The sequence below is a fragment of the Vibrio sp. 1641 genome (assembly GCF_033339995.1).
Lineage (GTDB): Bacteria > Pseudomonadota > Gammaproteobacteria > Enterobacterales > Vibrionaceae > Vibrio > Vibrio alginolyticus.
This window is the reverse complement of the sequence record NZ_JAWOVP010000002.1, coordinates 770,013-793,255: the sequence shown is the minus strand read 5'-3', so window position 1 is coordinate 793,255 and position 23,243 is coordinate 770,013. Positions and strand designations below refer to the sequence as shown.

The window sequence follows — 23,243 nt, the reverse complement described above, 5'->3', positions numbered from 1 at the left end:
TGATGAAAATTTTAATGTAAGTCAATCTATCGTTTACCCCACGTGATTTATTCCACGCAAAACCTTGATAACAAGACGGCAGAGCATCTCACATTGTGATAGCAAGCATAAAGATGGGGGTGTTAATAAATACCGCTGAAACAATATGTTACAAAGATTAGCGTTAGGCCTAGTTGAGTAGACAACGCAAAATTCTAAATCTGAACAACCGCCCTAAAATGACTCACTCTTCAATACTTGTGATAACTCAGACCTAATAAAAGTAGATATCTCAGCTAGCTTTCTTGGCAAAGGGTTTTGATAAGGGTAGGCAATATACATGGAACGTTCTATATCAAAAGTTTGCGATATTCGGATGTTTTTGTCTATATAGTTACTTTTAATAAGATAGTTTGGAATGACACCAACCCCAACTCCCTCAGAAACAAAGTTTATTAAAATAGAGGTGTTATCAACTTCGATAACATCAGTATATTGATTTTTAATTGATTCCTTATTCGAATGATGTTTGTAGATTAATAGTGTTTTGTTGTTGGCATTACTTACCCTAGATATCAAAACATCACTATAATCACCAATTTTATGTGCAATAAGAGTGTCATCAATAACATTATTAAGCCTAATCGCTAAATCTACATTGCTTTCTAATAAATTTTCTACATTGTTACTTGACGATATTTCAAAATCAACTTTTGGATATCGTTCTTGTAAGTCTTTAAGAACAGAACCAAAAATAGAAGAGGCTATAGAGTTGGGCATTGTGATTTTAAACTTTCCATCAATGCATTCACTCAACGAGCTAGCTCTGTAATTTAACTCGTGCAAACTCTCTAACGTCTTGATAGCAAGCTCTCTAATGCTTTCGCCATGATCAGTTAAAACGAGTTTCCTTGTTGTCCTGTGGACGAGTGTTACGCCAAGTTGTTTTTCTAATGCTGCTAGCTGCCTGCTGACTTGAGCTTTCGACTTTCCAAGTTCTTTTGATGCCTCTGTAAGAGAGAGGTGTTTACAAATGGCAGCAAAGCAGATCAGCTCATTGTTCATCAATTCCATGATTGTTACCTTTTTGCAACTCTGAGTCACGTTGTCTTTTAACTGGTGGGAAAGTATAACTTGCATCATCGGAGGGGGACAATGATATTTAAAAGCCGCCATGAAATAATGGCAGACTACTATCTTAATAAAACCATATTGGATATTAAGTTAAACCGATATCCTGAAGGAATTAACTCAATCGGATTAAATATAGAAAATAAAGATTTAAAAATAGAAATTTTGTCTCGTGAAATTACTAAGTTGGATTCGGGTGATTTAATTGTTGATTGCGCATCATTGATAATGACTCATTACATATCGAAAAAAGTAATAATAAAAGTTGAAATTGATTTTTTAAATTATAAAGTTAAACGTGTAAGGATATTAAAATATGAAGACTGCAATACAAAATTCGAAAAGATCTGTTTATCAGAAAGATACATTGTATAGAATAATAAATAATATTAGTACTTTGTATACCAAATCACTAGCAAAATTATTTGGTGAAGAGTTGAGAATCCATCATTGCAAACATAAGATTAATGTAAGAACCACTAACGAGTTGAGTGAACATATGAAGAAAGATCTAGGTATAGATTGAAAAGTAGAGAGTTTACATCTGTTAGATTCTTTGTTCCTATAAAGGTAATCTAGTACTTATACGTTTGGGTTAAGCAAATGCGTGTCCATGTTGACTCATATTGAATGAGCAAGATGCAAAACCAACGTGCATGGTGTCGGACGTAACCAAAGATACAGTTCAAGTGGTCGCTGTGGTGGAATCGAAGTTCATGGCCCATACAAGACAGCTGATGAAGCTTGCAAGGAAGCAAAAGCCAAATACGGTGTAACTAAACTGACTTCACCAATGCTAATCTTCTAACCTTTAAGTTCGTATTATGTATAAGCTGGTAAATGAGGGGCTAGGCTGGCGCCCCTGCTTGTAAGGCATTGATTAAGCGGGGGTTTATAGACTTATCTTCGAGTAAACCGTATACCACATCCTGATCATCCAACCCTAGTAAGTCGGCGATTTTAAAGGCAATTTCCCAATCAAGAACACTGCGACCATTGCGGTAATTGCTAATTCTACTTGTGCCAACGTCCAAAACTTTAGCTAACTGATAGTCAGAGGTAAGCTCTAACTGAGTTTTCAGTCTATCTAAAAGCACATTTGTGTAATTAGTCATGTTCCCGCATCCTTTCGCAATGTTGTTAAATTTTAGTGGATAGTCTGGCTTCTTTCACTACCGCAAGCCACTTGCGTGCTTAAAAAGATTTCCTTAACGTTATTTTTGAGACAGGAAATCAATAGCTTGCGGAGGCTACAACATGGAACGTACTGTTACCAACCCAATTCATTTACCTTGCCCAGATATGGCAGGGTGTGCAAATCCAGACCCAATCAAAACGGCTAAATCTCTGCGTAAAATCGCAGAATTACGCGATAAGTTCGCCGAGCAATTCCCTAAAAAGAAACAGACCTACATTCCTACACGTTTTCGTCAGGGGGTTGTAGCATGAATCTTAGTATCTGGAAATCGCGCCGCAATCAGCGCCAACTTGTTGCATCACAAGACAATGGAACTCATATCTACTTCGACAGTTTCGAACTTGAAACCGTCGAAGCCTCGCTTTGGCTTTACCAAGGGATGACGCTTGTCGCTTGCATCAAAGCACAAAACAACACCTTAACTGACATCACTAACACGGCTCAACGTATGGCGACGCTTGGCGCGCAAAATAACGGTGAGTCATTGGCTCAAGTTGAGGGGGCGTAATCATGAAAAAGTTAACCGCTCGTGAAGCCTTTTCTTACATGTGGGGCGCACGTCGCTCTAATAGCATTCCTGCGATTCACTATGCCTTTGGTCGTTTGGTCGAAACATTAGGCGCACCAGAAGCCACCAACCTTGCGCTTTATATTGATAGCCTTGAGTTTTATTCGTTCAATTTGCGCCGTTACAGTGAAGTGAATACAAACAGTCTATGCAATTTTGAATTCAACACCACCGCATCAACGAGCGCAAGGGCATATAAATTATATCAGGCAATTAAGCGCAATAATGAGCGCGTTGCTGACCGTATCCGCAAGCAAGATGAAGCGCCCCAAGTGGGCGCGGATTCTTCCCTTTAATCAGGGGGATGCATGGATTTCGACACCAAAGCCATAGAAATCAAGATGGCGGGCAAGACGTTCGCCAATGATGCCATTCATCAAAGCGCCTTTTCACGCCGATTCTTCCCACGTTTACCCGCGATAGTTCGCAACGATGTGCGCCGTAAAGTGGAGGCGCGCACACAGCGCCAAAACGCCACACGTGAAAACGTCATTAAAACCGCCAAAGACGCGGTGAAATTTGGCTTGAAGTGCGCACACCATATCGAGAATCGTTACTCGTTTGTCGACAGTCGCAAGGGCGCGCATAGCGAGCCATTGACGCACAATATCTTGATGCGTGACGACGCGCTGACTAAGTTCGCGGAGAAGTACGCCGACCAATGTGCCGAGATTTTATCAAGTCTAAATGCCGAGGGTTACGCCTCTTTTGTTGAGGCGTTAGCCGCGGTTTATTCTGAGCAAAAAGCGTTACTTAAGACTATTCACATTAAGCCGCCTTACGTGAACTTCAACGCGAAAGACGTTGAAGTGTTAGAGCAAATGCTAACAGCCGCCGTACTCAAAATGCAGTCGGAAAAGTGGGTCGAACGTCGTTTGCTGCGTCTGCGTGGTGACTACATCGAGTACGCCCAAATCACCATGAGCCGTGTGGGTGACAAAGGCCATCAAAGCAAATACGTGTCAGAGATTTCCTTTAGTAACTGGAAGCGCAAGCAACGCGAATCCGAGAAATACATGAAGTCGATGAGCGTGTACAACGAGGAAACAGGCGAGCACTTTCCATTAGAGGAAGTGGCAAAGCGCACCATTGCTAACCCTGAGAACCGCCGTATTGAAATGATGGTTCGCTCACGTGGCTTTGAAGAACTGGCCGACGAACTGGAATACACCGCGCTTTTCATTACGTGGACACTGCCGAGCCGTTATCACCGCAATTCACCAAAGTGGGACGGCTCAAGCGTCAAAGACGGACACGCCGAATTAATGCGCCAATGGTCACTTGCTCGCGCTAAGTTGGCCAAGTTGGAGATTGAATACTTTGGCTTTCGTGTGGCCGAGCCGCACAAAGACGCAACCAGTCACGCGCACTATTTCTTGTTTTGCTCTCACAAAGACAAAGCCAACATCATTCGTATTCTCCGCGGTGAGGCGATTGCGCCAGACCGTGAAGAACTGGGCGATGACATCACGCCACGCTTTGACGTAAAAGAAGCCGACCCAAGCAAGGGCGGCGCAACGGCGTACATTGCCAAGTACGTCTCGAAGAACATCAACGGTAAACACATGCCAGACACCGAAGCCGAAGAAAGCGCATTTAAAGTGCGCGCTTGGGCGTCGGTACACCGCATTCGCCAATTTCAGCAATTTGGTGGTGAGCCTGTGTCTTTGTGGCGCAGTTTACGCCGAGCGACAGCCGAACAAACCCAGAAAGATGATCAGCTAGAAGAACTGAGACAAGCGGCAGACTCATCCAAATGGGCGCTGTTTTGTCAGTTAGCTAAGGGCGCGAAGTTGGCTTACAAAGAAAACAAAAACGACTACGGCGAGCCAATCAAAAAAATCATTGGTTTTGAGTGGTGCGGTCAAGTCATCGAAACCGCCAGCGAGTGCTATTCGCTCGTGCAAACGAAAGACGTAAAGCGTCTTTTAAAAAGTCGCGGAGCGACGTCTTGGAGCACTGAAAATAACTGTAACTCCCCACTCATTACGGAGTTGAAGAAGCTCACCGGATGGAGCTTTGAGGGAGTGAAATGCCTATTAGAGCCGTTGGCGAATGGGGCGACGGTTTCCATCGACCAATACTGCTCAATCAAATTACAAAACAACACATTACGACTGATTTAACCCGTTTGGGATATTGCTTGCGACAACGATTTCAGCAACTAGGTAAAAGGACAACCCAATGAGTACCATCGACAAAATCACCCAAGAAATGGAAGCCGAAGTGAAGCGCAGCAAGGGCGGCGTGTTTTGGCGTCTATTGCTGGTCTGGATGAAAGAAGTCAACAAACAGATTCAGAAAAAACCGAATACCGACGACGAACTAGCCGAGGCTTAAACAATGGAAATGCTATCCCTTAAAGAATGTCAGCAAGCAATGGCGGCGCTCGATGCCGCCGACAAACTCAACGCCAGTGTGGAAAACGAACTGAGTCAGTTCAAAAACATGGACACCAACGCGATTATCAAGCGTGCAAGCAAGATGCTCATGACGGGTAACTTGTCGCTTGAAGCGTTTGGTTTGAATCCGACGCTATTTCAGCAAATCGAGCAGTTAACCAAGCTCAATAACAAGGTGCGTGAAAAATATCGCGGTTGTGTGCAAGACAACATTCAGCAATTGGAAAGTGTCGAGGCGACCGCCGATGAGTAAACATCCAAACCCAATTCGTGGGCACGTTTCGTGCCCCGTTTGTCATACCGCTTCAACCGTGCATCGTGTCGGTGAAGGCAAGCTGATTGCCGAGGGTGAACCAACCAAAAACGGGCGCAACTTAGGGCTGCTGTATTACAAGTGCCCAAACTGCGGCAACAGCCCAATGAGCAAGAGCATTAACGCCTTTGTGGAATCCAACATGGTTGACTCGGTTGAACAACTGGAAGTGAGTGACGCGGTCACAATTGACGTCGAATTGCCAACGGTTGAGCCAGTGCCCGAAATCGTTGCAAGCACTGATATGCCTAGCATTGCGGTAGCTGAACCAGTGGAAGCGCCAAGCGTTGAAACCGAGCCGCCAACCGACCCCGAACCCGTAGCAACGCCCGTTAAAAAACCGCCGTTTCCGGTGAAAAAAGTCTTAGCGGGGATTGCGTTTGTCGCCTTGTTGATTTGGGCAATCCGTCAACTGATGCCAACCAAACAGCCAACCGAACAAGGAGAGCCAATCAATGCAGGGTGAAATTGAAAACCAACCAGATATGGACGATTGGGGCGACTTCTCCGCGGTTATCAGTGGATTGGAACAAACCGAAGTCAGCGAGTTAACCGACTTACCAACCGAAGCCGCCAACGACGACAGCAAACCCGCGGGCGAGATGTTTCAGGGCGCATTGTCGGTGTTGTTCACCATTGCCGAGCAAGCCACGACGATTATTTCCGGTGTGGATTTTGAGTTTGACGAAAAAGGCAAAGCGGCGGTGATTGATGCGGCGTTGCCAGTGCTTGAAAAGCATGGTGACACGGTCACGTCGATGTTCGGTAATTACATGGAAGAAGCGGTGCTCGGTCTGGCGGTGTTGTCGCTGGTCTACAGCGCCAAGAAAACCATGGCATACCAAAAAGAGCTATTAGCGATAGAGGAGAAAAAACAGCGTGAGCAAAAAGAAAAAGACGCCGCTTAAATTTCCCAATCCGGTCAACTCGAACCCGTCACACGATGCCGAGCATGTCATCTACGTGGCGGGCACAGGTGGGGGTAAAACCTCCGCCGTAAAACACTTGGGTTTGGTGCCAAAGGCCGCGCAAGCGGTTTTTTTTGACCCATATCGAAACTACGCGGGGGCAAAATTCCGCGGTCAACAATGCCTTGAAACCCGTTCTCGCGTGGCGTTCGTCAAAGCCTTGGTGATGGCGCGCAAGCGTGGCAAGTCGTTTAAGTTGGCGTATATCCCCAAAGATGGGGCTTGCTCGGAAGAATTGGAGTTCTTCAGTTCTGCGGTGTGGGCGGTAGGCAACGGCGACGCTGACCAACTGCATGTGATCATCGAAGAGCTGGCAAGCTGTGTCGAGACGTCCGGCAAACTGAAAGGCAAGGCGGGCGAGTTGTGGCGCGGTGGGCGTCAATATGGGCTTGTGCTGCACTCGATTTTTCAACGCGGTCAGGAAGTACCAAAAACCGTGACAGAGCAATCGCCTGTGTGGTGGATTGGTGCGGTTAACTCAATGGCGGATGCTCGATGGCTTGCCGATAAAAAGGGCTTGTGTGTCGATACCTTGGCGGGCTTGAAGTCCGCCAAGCACAACAAAGCCGCGATAGGCAAACCGATTGCCGAATATATGTTGGTTCGTGACGGTATCGGCAACGTGGAAAAGTCCTCATTTAACTGTCTGACCGGAACGATTCACCGCTAATTTCAACGCTCATTCAACCTATAGGTTAGCCACTTAACCTATAGGTTGCTCCAACTTCCAAGCCCGCCCGTTTCCCTGTTTCATGAAATCACTTTTTAACCGTGTACAACCGAAAGGAACACCATGAAACAGCAACATAAAAACCTTTTGATGGCACTGATTATCACGCTCATCGTGATTGCGGCTATCAACAACATCAGCGTACTGACGCCAGTGCGTGAAACCCTTAACGGCGACAAAGGATGGTTCTAATGGAAGCGTTAAAACAGCCTTTTAACCCACGTCCACGCGAGCTTGACCCTGTTGAAGGTGTGAACTGGGGCAACCAAGCCACATTGCGCTTGGTATCGGGCCCAACTTACCAAAACATCGAGCTAGTCACGGACATTCTTGACCCTGCGGACATTGAACGTATTGCGGTCAAAGTGAACGGTCGTGAAATCGTTAACGTGACAGGTCAAGACCTTATCGACTTGCAAGAGCACAAGAAAGAGTACGTGCAAGCGGGTCGCTACGTGTTGAACTTCTCTGACATGACGATGCGCACCAAACTGGGTATCCGTACAGGTGAGCTTGTGACCCTACAGGGTGAAATCTGGTTTATGTACATCCAGCTAAAAGCCAAAACAGGGACAGCGGCGCCAATGATTCGCGCTCGCGCTCATACCACCGCGGCGCAAACTCAGCGTATCTACATGCCACGCCTTTACTCACAAACGTGGTACGCCGCGGCAAGTGGTCGCACGCCGTTTGACTTTGCCGAGCGTAGCGCCGCGCTGTCTATCAAGCGTTTGCACCTAAAAGACAACACGATTGAGCGCGTTCGTGTGCTGCGTGATGAACGTGAAGAGCTCAACGTTAACAAGGCCGACAACGCCTACGACCTCGCCGCGGCGGGTCGTGAGCAAAACGCGGGCTTTTTCTCGCTGGACTTCACGCGCTGCGGCTTTGGTAGCGAAGCGCGTCTGCCAACCGCGGCCATGAAACAACTGGCGTTTGAAGTGGAAAAAACGGCGGCGGGCAGTATTCCGGTACTGATTGAAGCCATCGAACAAGTGGCGGTGCCTACCGCGCAGTAAGGGGGCGTTATGGCGCAAGAGCAAAGCATGTGGGGCTCCATTTGGGATGGCGTATTAGAAACGGGCGGCGAACTGCTGACCGACGTCACCGACTTGGGCAAAGACTGGCTCGGCGTAAAGATTGAGAACGAAGCTCAACGCGTCGAATCCAGCAATCCAGATGAACAGCGCAAGCACAATAACGACTACCAACAACCCACAGGTGAGCCTGTTTACACCTCCGCGTTTGCGGGGGTGACAACCACGCACCTCATGATGGGCGCGATGCTGTTCGTACTGTTGTTATTGGCGGTGTTCTACGTCGCTAAGGGGAAGAAGTAATGCCGTTTATTCCATACCTAATTGCAGGTGCGGTCGGCGTTTGGGCGGGCGTCAAAGTGTCGGGCGGCTTTGACCGCATCGGCTTGGTGCTCGTTCTGCTTCTGGTTTGTTACATCCTGTACAAGAAAGGATTCAAATTATGATTGGTGGGCTATTAGGTAACTCCGGTTCGATGCCAATTAGTGCCAACGGTGGCCCCGCAACCAGTGGCGCCAATGGTAAGTCGGGCGGCAGCCTGTCAGTGGGCAGCATCAACATGGGCGGCGCGAGTGTGTTTAACCCGTCCACGTTGATGATGATTGCAGTAATTGTGATTGTGGCGGTGTTGCTATGGAAAAAGAAGTGATTGAAGTGGTGACACAATCGAAACGGGCGCTTGGGGAGCTCAAGCCCGCGTTTCGTGCTTGCCCACAGGCTTACACCGAATTGTGTAAAGCGGTGAATGAGGGGCGTGTGAGTCTGTATCGCCTCAAAAGCGCCGATTGTTCGTTAGTGATTGCGGGTGAGCGTGACGGTGACAACTACTTTTTGTGGGGCGTCGCGGGTCGCGGTCTGCGTTCGGGCATCAAACAACTGGTTAATGTCGTCAAAGCCGCGGGGATGCAATCTTTATCGGCTGATACGGCGTTTCAAGGCGTGGCGCGTTTGGTGCGTTCGATTGGCGTCACTGCCAAGCAAGACGGTGACTTTATCCGCTTAGATTTGGGGGTGTTGTAGATGGGCAGTTCTAAATCCAAGTCGAGTAATACCAGTAACACCACTAACGTTAGCGGTCAAAATGCCATTAGTGGTGACAACCTCGGCGTTGCCATTTCGGGTGTGAACAACTCGACCATCAACACCACCATGACCGACCACGGCGCCGTGACTGCTGCCATGGAGCTTGGCGGGGAAATGCTCAACAGCAATGAGCGCATTTCGCTGGAAGCCATGGACACCACGCACGACATCGCCGAAACCGCGATTGATGAAGTGGTTGATTTTGCGGGCAGCTCATTGGCTACCTACGCCTCAACCAACAGTGAAAACCTCGATATGTTGGCGGGACTGGCGGGCAGCCAAGCGGCGCAAAACTCAAAGAACCTTGAAGCCATGATGGACTTGGCGAAATTCAAACAGGACGGCGGGCAAGTCGAAACAAGCAAAATGATGGTGGTATTAGCAATCGTGCTTGTGTTGGTGCTTGGCTACGTAATGGTGAAGAAACGATGAACACGCAACTTATCGCGGGTCAACCCATCCCGCTGACGCCGGATGGTAATTGGCTGTATCTGAAAGCGGCGCAAGCTGAAATTGAAATCTATCGTGAATCGTCCGGTGAGCGCGTCACGCTTGGCAAGTCGTCGGTGTTTAACGTGGGCGAGGGTAAACACCTTGGGCGTTTGCTTATCTCTAGCCGCACCGACAACGAAATCGAAATTCAGTTTGGTTATGGATCATTTATGCCGCCTGTTGAGGGTCAAAGCGTGGTGGTTCAAGCCTTGCCGAGTGTGGTGATTGAACAGTTGCCCGCGGTGGAAATCGCACCCAATCAACAATTGGCAGTGAATCAGCTTCCCGCGGTTGAATTGGCCGCGAATCAACAGCTCGGCGTCACCACTTTGCCGCCTGTTGAGTTCAAAGCGCCGCAACCCGTGAATGTTCAATCGTTGCCTGCGGTCACGCTCGAAGCGACGCAAGTGGTCAAAGTGGATGAGCAAGTCAGTAGCAACCTTATCACCGAAGCCGTGAGCGTGTTTCCGCACAACATGGCACAAAACGCCACGCGCAAAGCCATCACGATTAAGGCGTCGAAAGCCAACACCGCCTCGGTGTTTGTTGACGCGTTTGAACTGGAAGCGGGCGAGCGCATCACCATTGAAAGCACCGCCGCCATGACATTAACAGGCACGGCGGGTGACGCTGTCACGATTATGGAGATTTAACGCATGGGACAAGTACGTGACAATCTGCCAAACGGCAACCCACGCAACAAAATCGAATACTTGGCCGATTGCATTGATGATGCCAAGGCTGAAGCGAACGGTGTAGAAGTCATTCCCAATCTATTGGTGAACCCTGATTTCTCAGCGGCTCAGCTAGACATCAACTGGCAATCGGCATTCTATGCCCGATGGACAACAGGCGCATTCACCTACGAAAACCAAAGCGCCAGCGAAATGCACCTAGGGCGCAGCTTTGGCCGTCCCGCACCATTTGGTTGGGGCGTTGAAGTCTTTGCCGAAGCGCGCCACTTTCACGCTGCGCACTACAACACCCGAGGCGGTGAAGTAGAAAAGCGCGACCCAACGGCAAAAGCCACGTTCTTTATGATGGGTGGCGATAAAGCCAAGACGCTGCATTTCAGTGTATTTAGCGCACCAATGGAAACCGAAAAGGTACTGGAAGTCGTAGACGGTAAAGGCGTATTGCTTGACCTGTCGTACTCGGTCTATCTGAAAATGCACGACGACACGGTTTATCACCGCTTTGGTGTGGTTGAACTCGATGCAAACGGCGACTTTGTGGATTACGTGGCAACAAGCATGACCGCGCAACCGAAAGCACCGGATTTTGTTCACAGCTGGATTCACGGCGTGAAACTTAAGCCAGGGGGCATTTATGCCTTTTTTGTTGAGTCTGACATGAACAACGGCAGAAAGAGCACCGCGTTTACAGGCGCAGGCGTATTCCTAAACCCAAGCCAAGCGAATGTCGTCCCAGACCTAACACCGAGCCCAGTAGCAAAAGACACGATGCGCTGTGTTGATTCGTTAGGGCGCTTGACGAAAGCAGAGCTAACAGGGGGCGTGAGTGTCGATGTGGGGCGCTATTCAATGCCGTTTGGCATGGAGAAGCACCTGATTTTCTGTAACTGCCAAATCACAGGAACGACAACCGAGGCACCTTACAGTGCATCGACCATTACCAAAGTGAATCACAACACGGTACAGGTGCAAGGTGATACGGCGGGCGGTCAATCACACGCGCATTTGATGGCGTACTACTCGAAAACGCCCGTGCACTTGAATTACTTCAACTCAGTCAACTATCAAGCGGTGTAGTTATGCCGTTGTTTATCTTTGTCATCATACTCTTAGGGATTGGAGCGTTTACCATGACGACATCAACCACATCAAGCGTTCGCGGGGTTCGCATTCATAACCCGCTTAACATTCGCATTGCCTCTAATGCGTGGAAAGGCAAGGTGACGCCGTCACGCGATAAAGCCTTTGAAACCTTTAAAGCGCCCGAATGGGGCTTTCGTGCCGGAGCGATTTTGCTGCGTAACTACCAATTGCGCCACGAACTGCACACACTAACCGAAATCATTCACCGCTTTGCGCCGCCAAACGAAAACCACACCGCCAACTACGCACGCTTTGTTGCGGGTCGCGTGGGCGTCGGTATGGATGAGCGCATTGATTTGGTGAACAACAAACCGCTGTTGGTCGAAGTGCTTCACGCCATGAGCATCATGGAAGTAGGTCGCCACTATAGCAAACACACGGTGCTGAAAGGCGTCAATCTGGTTTAAGGAGAAACACAACATGTTTGAACGTTCCACATTAAAAGGCTTGGCGCTACTGGGTTCCGTCGTCGCGGCGGTCACTGGCTACGGTCATTTATTCAGTGTCGAAATCACCGAAACGGGCGTTAACCTTGGCGGTGCGGTTGGCTTGGCCATTCCCGCCGTGATTGGTGTGTATGAAGCGCTGCCGGACAGCTGGAAACCGACAAAAAGTGTAGGGGGCTTGGATGGAAACCGCCCTAGTTAACGCCTTGTCGGGTCTGGGCTTTTCGTCGGAATCGCTTGTGCTGTTTGCTTTGATGGGGATGAATCTGAAATACCAGATTGCTATCAATAAGCAGTTAACCCAAGGGCTGCAAGAAGTCCGTGAAAGTGTTTTGGTTCTAACGGCTACGCGCAACAATGAAAGCTAAGGCTTAAACCGTGCGAACTGGTTCGAAACGTCATTAATGACGATTTACACAGCGAGTAGGGAGCCGATACTTTGGGCGGGTCGATTGACCTCGACAGGCTTCAAATGATGCCACCAAAGCAGAAGCCTAAAAAAGCCGAACCCTTAGCGATGGGGTTCGGCTTTTTGTTTTAGTCTCATTTCTAGTATAAGGAGTAGGACAAAAGCGCCCCTGCATAGATAATATAAGGGAAGACTTGCTCAAGAAAATCTGGAAGAGAAAAGTAACTCTTTATAGCACAAGTCCGATATATCCTAATGTAGTCCTTAGCAGGTATCGGGTATGTAAGTGACGTAGAGGATGAGTTGTAACCGCCATCTTCCTTTGATTCAGAAAATGTGTAATGAAACAGATAAGTAATATTAACGTTGGTTAGATTCTTACTTTTGCATCGCTCATAAGCGTTAAAGTCTTCCTCAGGATCAGAGGCGGAGCTGAAGCGAAAGGAAGTAAGGTGGTAGCGAGTAATCCACGCATATTTAGGCTTGCTAGATTTTATTGGAATTAAAAGTTGATCTAAATCGCAGTCTAGATACTTATCATGACCAGACAAAACAGCAAGTTTAACTTCTTTTGCAAGCTTCTTCCCGAGACTTGAAAAGTACTGCGCCAAGTAAAACCTCAATAGCTCATCTCGCCTAGAATAATATTCCTCATTGCTTATTGTATAAACGAAAAATTTATATAAAAAATAGGTGGTTACTAATAATATTAGAATGCCTATAGTGTCTTTATCACCGTTGATACTAGCTCCAATAAAGGGTAGTTTATCTAGCTTCAAGATTTCAATTTGATGCAAAAACAGAACTGATGAAGATATGACTAACGCTCTGCCAGACTTGGCTATAGGCTCATTGCTTTGGTAGCTACGTTGCGACATTGCAGACTCTTATGTTTGATAAATAAGGTATTAAACCTTCAAATATACAACATTATTTATATCAAGCACACAGTCCAAACTAACGTTACTATTCATCGGTCCTTAGATGGTATCCATTCGGCGGCTTTCATTCGACGGCCGCCACGAAAAGGCAAAACGTTTTCTTTAGCGGGATAAACCTTGGGATACTCAAAATGCCCGTACATTTCCACAAACTGACGATGTTCGTCACGCCAGAACACAAAACTTTCCAATTCTTTAGGGCTAAACTCACGACCGGATGGCGTGATAAACACCGCGCGTTTCTCACATATACGAAACCCAGACCAACGCAAATCATTAGGCAAATAACCAAGCGCCTTAATCAACAGTAGTTTTTCTGCCATTGGATTGATAGGAACTGTGCCATCGAGCCAACGGGTAATCGTCGGTTTAGACACATGAAAATATTCAGCGCCTTGCTTGATGGAGGTAAACTCGCGCCAAAAGAGTGTGCGGAATGATTCGTGAAACATGACAACGCTCGCATATTGAATAACTGACTAAAATTATTTTTCTTGTTGTTTTGGGCGTTACCGAACGCAACATTATGTGGCGGTCAGGCTTATAGTGGTTTTTCGTTGATTGCACAAAACGAACGTCACGAATAGTACAAGTAACTTGCGTTATGGAAATCGACAAAATAAAAAATTACGGCTTGGTTATCAGACACTTATGAAAGGCTTAATCAAAGAGTTAGCCTTTGTTAACAAATCACCCCTTGGTGCGCATTATGTATATTATGTTAAATTGTATATTGCTGTACGCTAAATGTTGTCTGAGTATGCTCCTATTCCCCTGCAGATTTTAAATTTAAGGGCCTTACTGTGAGCATTAAACATAATGGTTATTTACCATAAAATAGCTAATATCGATCTATCAATCTACGATTGCTTGCTCTTCAATTAGCAACTTATAAAAAATGGCGTCTATTTCTTTAGACGCCATTTTTGTTTACTGGAAATATTAAATTAGCCACCGGCTAATTTGACTGTCATGCCTTTCTTTTCAAGATGTGCCTTGATCTTGTCTCTAGCATCACCTTGAATCTCGATATTGCCATCTTTTACAGAGCCACCACAGCCACAGACTTTTTTGAGTTCTGCCGCTAATAACTTTAAAGGTGCATCATCCAAGTCTAAACCTGTAACAATGCATACGCCTTTACCTTTACGGCCTTTCGTTTGGCGCTGAATCCGAACAACACCATCGCCTTTAGGGCGAGATACTTTTTCTTCTTCCGGTTTAATTCGACCGGTTTCTGTTGAATATACCAGAGTCATTCTATTGTTTCTTTTGTTGTTGAGCTTGCATCGCTTTTTGCTTTGCAACCAAATAAGCTTCGATATGGCGTTGAATAGCGGCTTTACTGCCCTTAATCAGTTTACCATTAAACATACAGTACCAAGAGTTAGGTTGGCCTGTATCGTTTTGAATAGTATAGCCGTTAAAGACCTCTGATTTTGCAACACCAGTTTGCTGCACTCTTTGCCCGAGTGAAGCAAACTCTTTGGGATCAATAATCGATGCGGTGTCACACCACCAATCAATGCTTTTCTTTACCGCCGTCAAACTGCCCTGTAAAACGTGGTTCTTGATTTTAACCTTCCAAACACTGCCATCTGATCCGACTGACTGCAGGTTAAAACCTCTATAATTTGAAATCGCCATACCACTGAGTCATCTGTTTAATGCGTTGATATAATCATAATTGCTACTGAGCAATATTCAAATACGGCTTGAATAATCCTTGCTCTAGAAAACAACTTGTATCATAAAACGCGTCTCGATAACGTTAATCACTTTGCACTGTTTATACAATCTTCCAAGAACTCATGAAATTTGTGCCCGTTGTTTTGAAGCATTTTAGGGAACATTGAGATCGGAGTCATTCCTGGAAATGTGTTTACTTCGTTTAAGTAAATCTCATCATCTTCCGTTAGGAAAAAGTCGATACGAGATAAATGACGAAGATTCATTTGTTTAAATACCGTCTCTGACGCGTGTTGGATGGAATCTAATTGTACTTGAGTTAGATTCTTCGCCTCAACTTCTGTGAGCGAGTGACTTGAACTGCTGTACTTTTCATCGTACGAGTAAAAAGCACCATCAGGCGCGATGACCTCGCCTGGCTTAGTGATATGTAGTTGGCCATTCATCTCATATGCAGCAACTTCAAGTTCTCGAGGTTTTACTGCTTTCTCAACCAACACTTGGTCAGAAAACCCAAAAGCATCATTTACTGCATTAGAAAGCTTGTCTTTTTCTGTGACACTGTAACAGCCAACGGAAGAGCCTTGGCGAGCGGCTTTAACAAAAACTTTTCCCCACTTTTCAAAGGCTTTATGAGCTTGAACGTGAGCTTCTTCATCGTTTCGCGTTAAGAATAAGTATGGCGTATTGGGTATGCCGATAGCGTCGTACCAAAGCTTAGATGTGATTTTATTGAAACTATTGCTACTCGCTTCTGGCCCGCAGCCAAGATAAGGAATACCTGCGATTTCAAACAGAGATTGAATGTCGCCTGTTTCGCCAGGAAAACCATGTATACAAGGCACGATGAAATCAATGGTTTGATTAGATTCACTTGAGCACAACTGCTTGGTATTGAGATCCAAGTAAACCAACTCACCTTGGTTGGTCATCCAACCTTCGTTTTTTATCTCTACGCGTGTAACGTGAACGTCTTCAATAAGATTTAGTTGTTGTTCGACAAAGTTTGCAGACAATAATGAAATCTCGTGCTCAGAAGAGCCACCGCCGCATAGTAAAAGAATATTTTTAATCATGAATCCATCTTTCCGTGACCTACAAAAGATACTATTTATTATGATAAACCTTTGAAGTGTGACGTACAGTAATTTTAGTGTGAGGAATGTTGTTCGAATAGGATTTGAGCAAATAAATAAGGGAGCTATTCGCTCCCTTATTTGATGTGTTAATTTAATTTGTTAAGTGTTGGGTAAGCTGAGTTTTTGATTGCGTCAATGCTTTTAACAAATGGTCTTAACTGCTGAAATTGAGCTGGCAAAGTCGAAATCGCTTGCTTGGCTTCTGCGCTTGTTGCGTAGTCTCCGTACAAAACTGAGAACCACTTAGTACCGTTTACAACTTTGTAGTTTTCCCAAATTGGCTGACCGTTCTGTGGCAGCTTATTTGCAAACTGATCGACTTTAGCTTGGCTACCCACAGCTGCGACTTGAATGGTATAGCCGAATCGTTGAATGCCAGCTTGCTTTTTACTTGGTGGTACGATCTTAACTGGCTTCGCCTGCTCTTTTGGCGTTAGCTTGACTACTTTCTTTTCTTCAGGCTTTGCCGTCATTTTCACAACAGTTGGTTGTACGTCTTTTTCTACTACAGCGTTTCCAGACGCCATAATTGGTTTAGAGATACGATCTGATTTGTAGTCCTCTCGGTAACTTTCTGAGGTCACATCCGTGATGTAAGTTTCAGATGCACAAGCAGAAAGCAGAACTGACAAGCCGATGATTGCGATTTTTTTCATGAAGTAACAAATGCTCTGGATAAATATTACGATAAATCATGCCGATAGCAGGGCCGTTTATCAAGCATCAAATACAATAATCTGTGATTTTGATGTGATGAATAACACAAACTCCATAAGCATCGTACACATTTTCTGCAATGTCTGGTCTGAAGATGTTTTATCAGTAAATTATTCGTTTATGATTGATATGAAACCGAGAAGCCAACGTGACTTACAAACGGCTAGGAGTCAGCATGAATAAACTACATAAACTCTTTAAACCCAACTCTGTGGCCGTTATTGGGGCATCTCAAAAAGCATTGCGAGCAGGACATGTTGTGATGCGCAACCTTCTACAAAGTGGATTTGGTGGCGCGATTATGCCAGTAACGCCGCGATATAAAGCCGTATCTGGCGTGATCGCTTACCCTGATGTAGCTTCCCTGCCCTATACGCCAGATATTGCAATTTTGTGTACGAACGTTTCACGTAACGAGCAGTTGCTTAAAGAGCTAGATGAGAGAGGCACACCGTTTGCGATTGTTATCTCTGATGACCCTAAGCCTTTAGATATTTCATCATTGAACATTCGAGTTTTAGGCCCAAACAGCTTAGGTATCATCCTTCCTTGGCACAATTTTAACTGCACGTTTTCCCCTGTCGCAGCTAAACCCGGAAAAATTGCTTTCATCTCACAATCCGCGGCGGTTTGTACCACTGTTTTAGACTGGGCAAATGATAAGAACATTGGTTTTTCTTCGTTCATTTCGATTGGGCGCGGACAGGATATCGATTTTGCAGATTTGCTCGACTATTTGAGTATGGATGGAAACACAGAAGCTATTCTGCTTTATGTTGATAATATCCAAGACGCTCGCCGATTTATGTCTGCTGCGCGCGCCGCTTCACGTAACCGACGTATATTGGTGCTAAAAGCGGGCCGCTCTAAAGAGATGAATACTTTTGAGCAGCAAGACGGAGATACACTTGACGTAATTTACGATTCTGCTATTCGCAGAACTGGTATGTTACGAGTCAGCAATACGCATGAGCTTTTTGCCGCGGTTGAAACACTCACGCATTCTGTGCCACTTCGTGGAGAGCGTTTAGCGATCATTACCAATGGCGGCGGCCCTGCTGTTATGTCCGTTGATACTTTGATTGAACGTGGTGGCCAACTTGCAACGCTTGATGACGCTTCCATTGAGCAATTACAAGCAGTACTTCCATCCAACTGGCGTGCTCGAAATCCAATTGATCTGTCTGGTGACGCAACCCAAGAACGCTATATTGATACCATTAACGCACTGATGAATAACGACTGTGCAGATGCGATATTAATTATGCATAGTCCTTCTGCTGTTTCTGATCCTCTTGAAACTGCTCAAGCCGTTATTAATTCAATCAAATCTCACCCTCGGCATAAGCATTTTAATATCTTGACCAACTGGTCAGGAGAACAAACGTCGAGAGAAGCGCGACTGGCATTTACTCAAGCAGGTATTCCAACCTATAGAACACCTGAAAGTGCGGTTGTAGCATACATGCACTTGGTCGAATACAGACGAAACCAGAAACAACTAATGGAAACGCCAACGACGGCAGAGCCATTACATTCTGGAAGTGTGAGTTCAGCAAAAGAGTGGGCAAATGAACGACTACTGGATAAAAACACAGTCACCTTAGATACGCATCAAACCAGCCCATTATTTAAGCTGTTCGGGTTTAACGTTTTGCCTACGTGGATTGCATCTGACGACATTGAAGCTGTTCATATGGCAGAAAATATTGGATATCCTGTTGCGGTAAAATTGCGTTCTCCAGACATTCCTCATAAATCGGATGTTCACGGTGTTGCTCTAAATTTAAGAAACAGTCGAGAAGTTTCCAACGCAGCGCTATCCATTTTAGATACCGTAAAGCTCAGTTACCCTTCCGCCAATGTACATGGGCTGTTAGTACAAGGGATGGCAAAGCTCGGCAGCGCTGAAGAGCTACGGATTAGTATTGCAGTAGATAAAGTCTTTGGACCAGTGATCTTGCTTGGTCAAGGCGGCTCTGAGTGGAATATCGCCCAAGATGCCGTCGCTGCACTTCCTCCTTTGAACATGACGCTTGCGCGCTACCTTGTCGTTGTTGCCCTAAAGTCTGGAAAGATTCGCCTGCAGAAACACAAAGATGCGCTCGATATTACTGAGTTGTCGAAGTTCTTGGTTCGTATCTCCCAAATGGCAGTTGAGATACCAGAAATACAAAAACTGGATATCCATCCAGTGCTAGTGTCCGGAAGCGATTTAACTATCCTTGATGCAGATGTCACACTGTGTAAATACGAAGGAGACGCCCAAAAACGGCTAGCGATTCGCCCTTTCCCGGCAGAGTTTGTCGAAACTGTAACGCTTCGAGATGGCCAACCTATCCTGCTTCGTCCTATCTTGCCTGAGGATGAGCCGCTACATGCTCAATTCATTAATAGCGTATCGAAAGAAGATCTCTATAAACGTTTCTTTTCTGAAGTTGGAGAGTTCAACCATGAGGCTTTGGCAAACTTTACTCAAATCGACTACGACCGCGAAATGGCGTTTGTTGCGGTAGCGTTTAATACTGACGGACCGTCTATCATAGGGGTAGCCCGCGCATTGATTACACCAGACAATAGTGACGCTGAGTTTGCTATTTTGGTTCGTTCAGATTTGAAAGGAAAAGGTTTAGGCAAAGTGCTGATGCAGAAAATAATCAGCTATTGCAAAGTTAAAGGCACAAAGCAAATGTCTGGAATGACCATGCCAACAAACAGAGGAATGTTGATGTTGGCTCAGAACTTGGGGTTTGAGATCGATGTCCAGTTTGCAGACGGTACGGCAGATATGGTGCTCCCTTTAAATTGAAAAGCGCAGCATTAGCGATGACTTTTACTTCTTACATTCGATAATCAATGGGAATCTAAGAAGTAAAAGTTACGTTGTTACTTTAGTTTCCAATTCTTTTTTAAGTACTGAATACACCAGGATTTTGCCTCACCCATAGTGTTCCGGCGCCATGCCAAAATAATATCCATCGGCTGTTCTTCAGTGCCTTCGATTCGTTTCAATACACCACTATCAATAAGAGGTTGTGCAATTTGGCTTGGTAATGTACCAATACCTAAACCTGCAGTGAGCGCTTCTACTTTTGCCGTAAAGTTGGTGACGGTCAAGCGAGGCTGTTTTTGAATGATATTAATTGAGAGCGCTGGTTGCTCACGTGCGGTATCTGCAATAGCAATAATCCGATACTTTTCTCGCGCTGCTTCATCGAACTTACCACTACGCTTGTGAACATAGTGATCAGCGGAAGCTACCCAATACATACTCATTTTACCAATTTTTTCTGACTTAACTTCTTGAGGAAGCGTATCCAGTGATGGGCAAATCAGTAAATCAGCTCTCCCCGTATTCAACGACTCCCAGCTACCAGCCAGAATCTCCTCTTGCAGCCTGACTCGAGTTGAGCTGACCTCGGCCAGCGCATCAACCATCGGGAAAAAGTTGGATATAGGAATAATGCCATCGAAGGCAATGGTAATATCCAGTTCCCAGCCATTCGCCAATAACGTTGCATCGTTCACTAACTTTTCACTGGCTTGTAAAATGGCTCTTCCTCTTTCAAGAATAAGCTTACCTGCTTCAGTAAAATGGGCTTTGTGACCAGAGCGATCGAAGATAATAATGTCTAAGTCTTGCTCGAGTTTCTGGATTTGATAGCTCAGCGATGACGGGGCTCTGTCTAACTCATTCGCAGCAGCAGCAAAACTCCCTCTTCGATCAATAGCATCTAGAATATGGAGTGCTTCTAACGTAATTGGACTCTGCACATGGCCTCTCTTAATGTGACATTCATCACATTCGTTGTATTTGGATGAACTTATCAAGAACTAACGACAAATAATATAACATATTGATAACTAAAGACTAGGAATGCTCATAGCCTAAGAAGAAGATTCAATACAAATCAATAAATGACAATGGTAATGATAGTAATTACCATTTAGATCCATTAGTATCCGCGTGTTGTTACCTATTATGGATCTAAGGTATTGAAGCCAATGTATAAAAAATCAATTTTGTCAGCCTCCATTTTAGTTGCCCTTTCCCATACTGCTTATGCGGAAGAAGCTTCTAAGTTTGAAGAAGTCGTTGTGTCGGCCACCCGTACCAACCAAACCATAAACACTGTTGCTGCTTCTGTTGCTGTTGTATCAGAGAAAGACATCGAAGAAAACATGGTAAAGGACTTGAATGATCTATTCGAGTATACGCCAGGTGTTACTGTTAATGGCACTCAACGCCAAGGCGTCCAAAGTATTAACATTCGCGGGATGGAAGGTAAACGAGTTAAAATCTTAGTAGACGGTGCATCTCAACCAGGCGTATTCAGCGGTGGACCATATTCGTTTATCAATTCTAGTGCCGTTACTGTCGACCCCGATATGCTAAAGAGTGTCGAAATTGTTAAAGGAGCAGCTTCTAGCCTACATGGTAGTGATGCAATTGGCGGTGTTGTCGCATTCGAAACAAAAGATCCGAAGGATTTCCTCAAAGATGGTAAAGACTTTGGTGGTCAAGCTAAACTCTCTTATTCATCGGAAGATAACTCTTTTAGTGAGCATGTAGCTTTAGCAAAGCGTTTCGGTAATACAGAAGCACTTATAGCCTTTACACGCCGTGATGGTGCAGAGCTACAAAATTTCTCTAAGGCGCCTTACGATAACTATTCTGTGGACAACCAAGATTATTACAAAAACGATCTATTGGTAAAACTTCAATCTCAATTGAATGACGCTCATCGCTTGGAGTTCTTGGGAGAAGTTATTTACAACGAGACTGACTCAGAGATCGCACATAAAAGTTACAAAAACTTCAACGCTGAAGACACAACCAAGCAAAATCGCATTGGGCTCAAGCACATTTGGTTTGCAGATGCAGCTATCTCGGATACGATCACGTCCAAGCTTACATGGATTGGTAAAGAAGAAAACGGCGTCTCTAATCGCTTTATCGAAGCCAGCCCTGGTTACCCACCTTACGTACCGCCTAGTGGTGACAACCAACAGAAAAAAGATTACGAATATACTGAAGACAAATTTGAATTCGAAACTCAGTTAGATAAAGAGATTCAAAATCACTATATTGTTTACGGAATATCGTACAAACATAGTGACATCAGTAATACCAATCGCGAGTTTAATTCCGATCCTGGCACGCCAGATACTGTTTACGTTTACACACCGGATGCAAAAGAAGAAAGCTTTGGTTTATTCTTGCAAGATGAAATTTCGCTTCTTAATGACAAGCTAATTCTGACTCCAGGTGTGCGTTACGATTACTTCTCTACTAATCCTTCAAATACTTCTGAAGAGTCATTCGAGAAGTTTAGCGACTCTGCATTAACTGGTCGTTTAGGAGCAACTTACTCTGTATCGCAACCTGGCACGATCTTCGCGCAAGTGAGCCAAGGGTTCCGAGCGCCATCGTTCGACGAGCTTTACTACACCTACGATAATCCGGCTCATGGCTATACCAACCGCCCTAACCCAAATTTGGGATCTGAAAAGAGTTTGTCTTATGAACTTGGTTACCGTCATAACACTGCAGCGTCTGCAACTGAAGTAGCGTTCTACTACAGTGATTACAGTGACTTTATTGAGCAAACGTCATCAAACAATGGTGGTTTAACTGAATTCACAAATATCAATATTAGTGAAGCAAACATTAAAGGGGTTGAGCTCTCTAACCGTCTTGATTGGCATGCCATTGCTGGTCTTCCATCAGGCGTGACAACTCGCTTTGTTGCAGCATACACAGAAGGTGAAGATGGTGATGGTAATCCTTTGAACAGTGTAAACCCATGGAATGCCGTAGCTGCTGTAAATTACGATTCACCAAATGCACTTTGGGGGACAAGCCTAAAAGTAAACTACACGGCTAAGAAATCGAACAGTGATATCAACTCTGATGGTGATAAAGGCGGAATCAAAGACCAAGTTGCTTTGCCGTCTGCGACAGTCGTTGACTTAACGGCGTACTACAAACCAATGAAAGATATAACCATTCGTGCTGGTGTTATGAATCTAACGAATGAAGAATACCATCTTTGGAACGATGTTCGCGGTAAGACTGAGTTAAGTCGAGACAAAACGCAAGCTGAGCGTAATTATAACATTAGTGTTAAATACGAGTTCTAAACCTTAAAAACACAAAAGC

At 45.4% G+C, this 23,243-nt stretch carries 33 protein-coding genes; 24 read left to right on the top strand and 9 right to left on the bottom strand.

Annotated elements, in window-relative coordinates; genetic code table 11:
- Positions 1 to 213: 213 nt before the first annotated feature.
- On the bottom strand, positions 214 to 1,053 hold the full coding sequence (locus R7Z47_RS07490; RefSeq protein WP_025998628.1) for a LysR family transcriptional regulator: 840 nt from the start codon (positions 1,051 to 1,053) through the stop codon (positions 214 to 216).
- A gap of 81 nt (positions 1,054 to 1,134) precedes the next feature.
- Here R7Z47_RS07490 and R7Z47_RS07485 point away from each other — a divergent pair, with 81 nt between their 5' ends.
- On the top strand, positions 1,135 to 1,485 hold the full coding sequence (locus R7Z47_RS07485) for a hypothetical protein (RefSeq protein ID WP_262606740.1): 351 nt from the start codon (positions 1,135 to 1,137) through the stop codon (positions 1,483 to 1,485).
- 473 nt (positions 1,486 to 1,958) lie between these two features.
- Here R7Z47_RS07485 and R7Z47_RS07480 read toward each other — a convergent pair whose 3' ends face one another.
- Positions 1,959 to 2,225: a helix-turn-helix domain-containing protein gene (locus R7Z47_RS07480; protein WP_005388732.1), complete on the bottom strand. Its 267-nt coding sequence runs from the start codon at positions 2,223 to 2,225 to the stop codon at positions 1,959 to 1,961.
- A 142-nt stretch (positions 2,226 to 2,367) separates the two neighbouring features.
- Between R7Z47_RS07480 and R7Z47_RS07475 the strand changes: the two genes are divergently transcribed.
- The 21 genes from R7Z47_RS07475 (at position 2,368) to R7Z47_RS07375 (ending at position 12,553) form a co-directional block, all read left to right on the top strand.
- Complete coding sequence (locus tag R7Z47_RS07475) at positions 2,368 to 2,559, top strand: hypothetical protein (RefSeq protein WP_005482072.1); 192 nt, start codon at positions 2,368 to 2,370, stop codon at positions 2,557 to 2,559.
- Positions 2,556 to 2,816, top strand: coding sequence for a hypothetical protein (locus R7Z47_RS07470; protein ID WP_025504387.1), 261 nt, complete (start codon positions 2,556 to 2,558; stop codon positions 2,814 to 2,816). Before R7Z47_RS07475 ends, R7Z47_RS07470 begins: the two co-directional genes overlap by 4 nt.
- Before the next feature lie 2 nt (positions 2,817 to 2,818).
- On the top strand, positions 2,819 to 3,172 hold the full coding sequence (locus R7Z47_RS07465; protein ID WP_042765334.1) for a hypothetical protein: 354 nt from the start codon (positions 2,819 to 2,821) through the stop codon (positions 3,170 to 3,172).
- A gap of 12 nt (positions 3,173 to 3,184) precedes the next feature.
- Entirely contained in the window at positions 3,185 to 5,002 is a 1,818-nt protein-coding gene (locus R7Z47_RS07460; RefSeq protein ID WP_025633888.1) for a replication endonuclease, read from the top strand.
- A gap of 58 nt (positions 5,003 to 5,060) precedes the next feature.
- Entirely contained in the window at positions 5,061 to 5,216 is a 156-nt protein-coding gene (locus tag R7Z47_RS07455) for a hypothetical protein (RefSeq protein WP_005455304.1), read from the top strand.
- Between the two features lie 3 nt (positions 5,217 to 5,219).
- Positions 5,220 to 5,531, top strand: coding sequence for a hypothetical protein (locus R7Z47_RS07450; RefSeq protein WP_021448537.1), 312 nt, complete (start codon positions 5,220 to 5,222; stop codon positions 5,529 to 5,531).
- Positions 5,524 to 6,057 (top strand): hypothetical protein, encoded by a 534-nt coding sequence (locus tag R7Z47_RS07445; protein ID WP_029862446.1) that lies wholly within the window; start codon positions 5,524 to 5,526, stop codon positions 6,055 to 6,057. Before R7Z47_RS07450 ends, R7Z47_RS07445 begins: the two co-directional genes overlap by 8 nt.
- On the top strand, positions 6,047 to 6,499 hold the full coding sequence (locus tag R7Z47_RS07440) for a hypothetical protein (protein ID WP_005389714.1): 453 nt from the start codon (positions 6,047 to 6,049) through the stop codon (positions 6,497 to 6,499). The genes R7Z47_RS07445 and R7Z47_RS07440 overlap by 11 nt, the downstream gene beginning before the upstream one ends.
- The gene (locus tag R7Z47_RS07435) at positions 6,471 to 7,229 is read left to right on the top strand and encodes a hypothetical protein (RefSeq protein ID WP_062889031.1); all 759 of its coding nucleotides are present in this window, start codon (positions 6,471 to 6,473) and stop codon (positions 7,227 to 7,229) included. Before R7Z47_RS07440 ends, R7Z47_RS07435 begins: the two co-directional genes overlap by 29 nt.
- A 123-nt stretch (positions 7,230 to 7,352) precedes the next feature.
- A complete protein-coding gene (locus R7Z47_RS07430; RefSeq protein WP_005455307.1) occupies positions 7,353 to 7,481 on the top strand; it encodes a hypothetical protein in 129 nt (42 codons plus the stop codon).
- On the top strand, positions 7,481 to 8,308 hold the full coding sequence (locus R7Z47_RS07425; protein ID WP_005455328.1) for a major capsid protein P2: 828 nt from the start codon (positions 7,481 to 7,483) through the stop codon (positions 8,306 to 8,308). The genes R7Z47_RS07430 and R7Z47_RS07425 overlap by 1 nt, the downstream gene beginning before the upstream one ends.
- A gap of 9 nt (positions 8,309 to 8,317) precedes the next feature.
- Positions 8,318 to 8,629 (top strand): hypothetical protein, encoded by a 312-nt coding sequence (locus R7Z47_RS07420; RefSeq protein ID WP_005455318.1) that lies wholly within the window; start codon positions 8,318 to 8,320, stop codon positions 8,627 to 8,629.
- Positions 8,629 to 8,772 carry a hypothetical protein gene (locus R7Z47_RS07415; RefSeq protein WP_005479381.1) on the top strand — a complete coding sequence of 48 codons (144 nt, stop codon included), beginning with the start codon at positions 8,629 to 8,631 and terminating at the stop codon, positions 8,770 to 8,772. Before R7Z47_RS07420 ends, R7Z47_RS07415 begins: the two co-directional genes overlap by 1 nt.
- The gene (locus R7Z47_RS07410; protein ID WP_005455329.1) at positions 8,769 to 8,975 is read left to right on the top strand and encodes a hypothetical protein; all 207 of its coding nucleotides are present in this window, start codon (positions 8,769 to 8,771) and stop codon (positions 8,973 to 8,975) included. The genes R7Z47_RS07415 and R7Z47_RS07410 overlap by 4 nt, the downstream gene beginning before the upstream one ends.
- Positions 8,960 to 9,346 carry a hypothetical protein gene (locus R7Z47_RS07405; RefSeq protein ID WP_025536937.1) on the top strand — a complete coding sequence of 129 codons (387 nt, stop codon included), beginning with the start codon at positions 8,960 to 8,962 and terminating at the stop codon, positions 9,344 to 9,346. The genes R7Z47_RS07410 and R7Z47_RS07405 overlap by 16 nt, the downstream gene beginning before the upstream one ends.
- On the top strand, positions 9,347 to 9,841 hold the full coding sequence (locus R7Z47_RS07400; protein WP_005389725.1) for a hypothetical protein: 495 nt from the start codon (positions 9,347 to 9,349) through the stop codon (positions 9,839 to 9,841).
- On the top strand, positions 9,838 to 10,554 hold the full coding sequence (locus R7Z47_RS07395; RefSeq protein WP_203526793.1) for a hypothetical protein: 717 nt from the start codon (positions 9,838 to 9,840) through the stop codon (positions 10,552 to 10,554). The genes R7Z47_RS07400 and R7Z47_RS07395 overlap by 4 nt, the downstream gene beginning before the upstream one ends.
- Positions 10,555 to 10,557: 3 nt before the next feature.
- The gene (locus R7Z47_RS07390) at positions 10,558 to 11,673 is read left to right on the top strand and encodes a hypothetical protein (RefSeq protein WP_203526792.1); all 1,116 of its coding nucleotides are present in this window, start codon (positions 10,558 to 10,560) and stop codon (positions 11,671 to 11,673) included.
- Between the two features lie 2 nt (positions 11,674 to 11,675).
- Positions 11,676 to 12,146, top strand: a complete 471-nt coding sequence (locus R7Z47_RS07385) for a structural protein (protein ID WP_140109380.1) — start codon at positions 11,676 to 11,678, stop codon at positions 12,144 to 12,146.
- 13 nt (positions 12,147 to 12,159) lie between these two features.
- The gene (locus tag R7Z47_RS07380; RefSeq protein ID WP_021448529.1) at positions 12,160 to 12,387 is read left to right on the top strand and encodes a hypothetical protein; all 228 of its coding nucleotides are present in this window, start codon (positions 12,160 to 12,162) and stop codon (positions 12,385 to 12,387) included.
- Positions 12,368 to 12,553, top strand: coding sequence for a hypothetical protein (locus tag R7Z47_RS07375; protein ID WP_025630574.1), 186 nt, complete (start codon positions 12,368 to 12,370; stop codon positions 12,551 to 12,553). Before R7Z47_RS07380 ends, R7Z47_RS07375 begins: the two co-directional genes overlap by 20 nt.
- A 181-nt stretch (positions 12,554 to 12,734) precedes the next feature.
- On the opposite strand, the gene R7Z47_RS07370 is transcribed toward R7Z47_RS07375, so the two are convergent.
- The 6 genes from R7Z47_RS07370 to R7Z47_RS07345 all read right to left on the bottom strand — a co-directional run bounded on the left by R7Z47_RS07370 (position 12,735) and on the right by R7Z47_RS07345 (position 17,019).
- Complete coding sequence (locus R7Z47_RS07370) at positions 12,735 to 13,472, bottom strand: hypothetical protein (RefSeq protein WP_318129928.1); 738 nt, start codon at positions 13,470 to 13,472, stop codon at positions 12,735 to 12,737.
- Positions 13,473 to 13,564: 92 nt separating this feature from the next.
- Positions 13,565 to 13,987 (bottom strand): phage protein, encoded by a 423-nt coding sequence (locus R7Z47_RS07365; RefSeq protein ID WP_193280849.1) that lies wholly within the window; start codon positions 13,985 to 13,987, stop codon positions 13,565 to 13,567.
- 495 nt (positions 13,988 to 14,482) lie between these two features.
- A complete protein-coding gene (yciH, locus tag R7Z47_RS07360) occupies positions 14,483 to 14,794 on the bottom strand; it encodes a stress response translation initiation inhibitor YciH (RefSeq protein ID WP_005376292.1) in 312 nt (103 codons plus the stop codon).
- 1 nt (position 14,795) lies between these two features.
- Entirely contained in the window at positions 14,796 to 15,182 is a 387-nt protein-coding gene (locus tag R7Z47_RS07355) for a DUF3319 domain-containing protein (protein ID WP_005376294.1), read from the bottom strand.
- Between the two features lie 128 nt (positions 15,183 to 15,310).
- The gene (locus R7Z47_RS07350; protein ID WP_017821896.1) at positions 15,311 to 16,300 is read right to left on the bottom strand and encodes a D-alanine--D-alanine ligase; all 990 of its coding nucleotides are present in this window, start codon (positions 16,298 to 16,300) and stop codon (positions 15,311 to 15,313) included.
- Between the two features lie 149 nt (positions 16,301 to 16,449).
- Positions 16,450 to 17,019 (bottom strand): SPOR domain-containing protein, encoded by a 570-nt coding sequence (locus R7Z47_RS07345; RefSeq protein ID WP_262606742.1) that lies wholly within the window; start codon positions 17,017 to 17,019, stop codon positions 16,450 to 16,452.
- Between the two features lie 236 nt (positions 17,020 to 17,255).
- On the opposite strand from R7Z47_RS07345, the gene R7Z47_RS07340 reads away from it, so the two are divergent.
- Positions 17,256 to 19,889, top strand: a complete 2,634-nt coding sequence (locus R7Z47_RS07340) for a bifunctional acetate--CoA ligase family protein/GNAT family N-acetyltransferase (protein WP_262606743.1) — start codon at positions 17,256 to 17,258, stop codon at positions 19,887 to 19,889.
- 77 nt (positions 19,890 to 19,966) lie between these two features.
- On the opposite strand, the gene R7Z47_RS07335 is transcribed toward R7Z47_RS07340, so the two are convergent.
- Positions 19,967 to 20,854 carry a LysR family transcriptional regulator gene (locus R7Z47_RS07335; protein WP_017634152.1) on the bottom strand — a complete coding sequence of 296 codons (888 nt, stop codon included), beginning with the start codon at positions 20,852 to 20,854 and terminating at the stop codon, positions 19,967 to 19,969.
- Between the two features lie 231 nt (positions 20,855 to 21,085).
- On the opposite strand from R7Z47_RS07335, the gene R7Z47_RS07330 reads away from it, so the two are divergent.
- Positions 21,086 to 23,224 carry a TonB-dependent hemoglobin/transferrin/lactoferrin family receptor gene (locus tag R7Z47_RS07330; RefSeq protein ID WP_053303617.1) on the top strand — a complete coding sequence of 713 codons (2,139 nt, stop codon included), beginning with the start codon at positions 21,086 to 21,088 and terminating at the stop codon, positions 23,222 to 23,224.
- Positions 23,225 to 23,243: the final 19 nt, after the last annotated feature.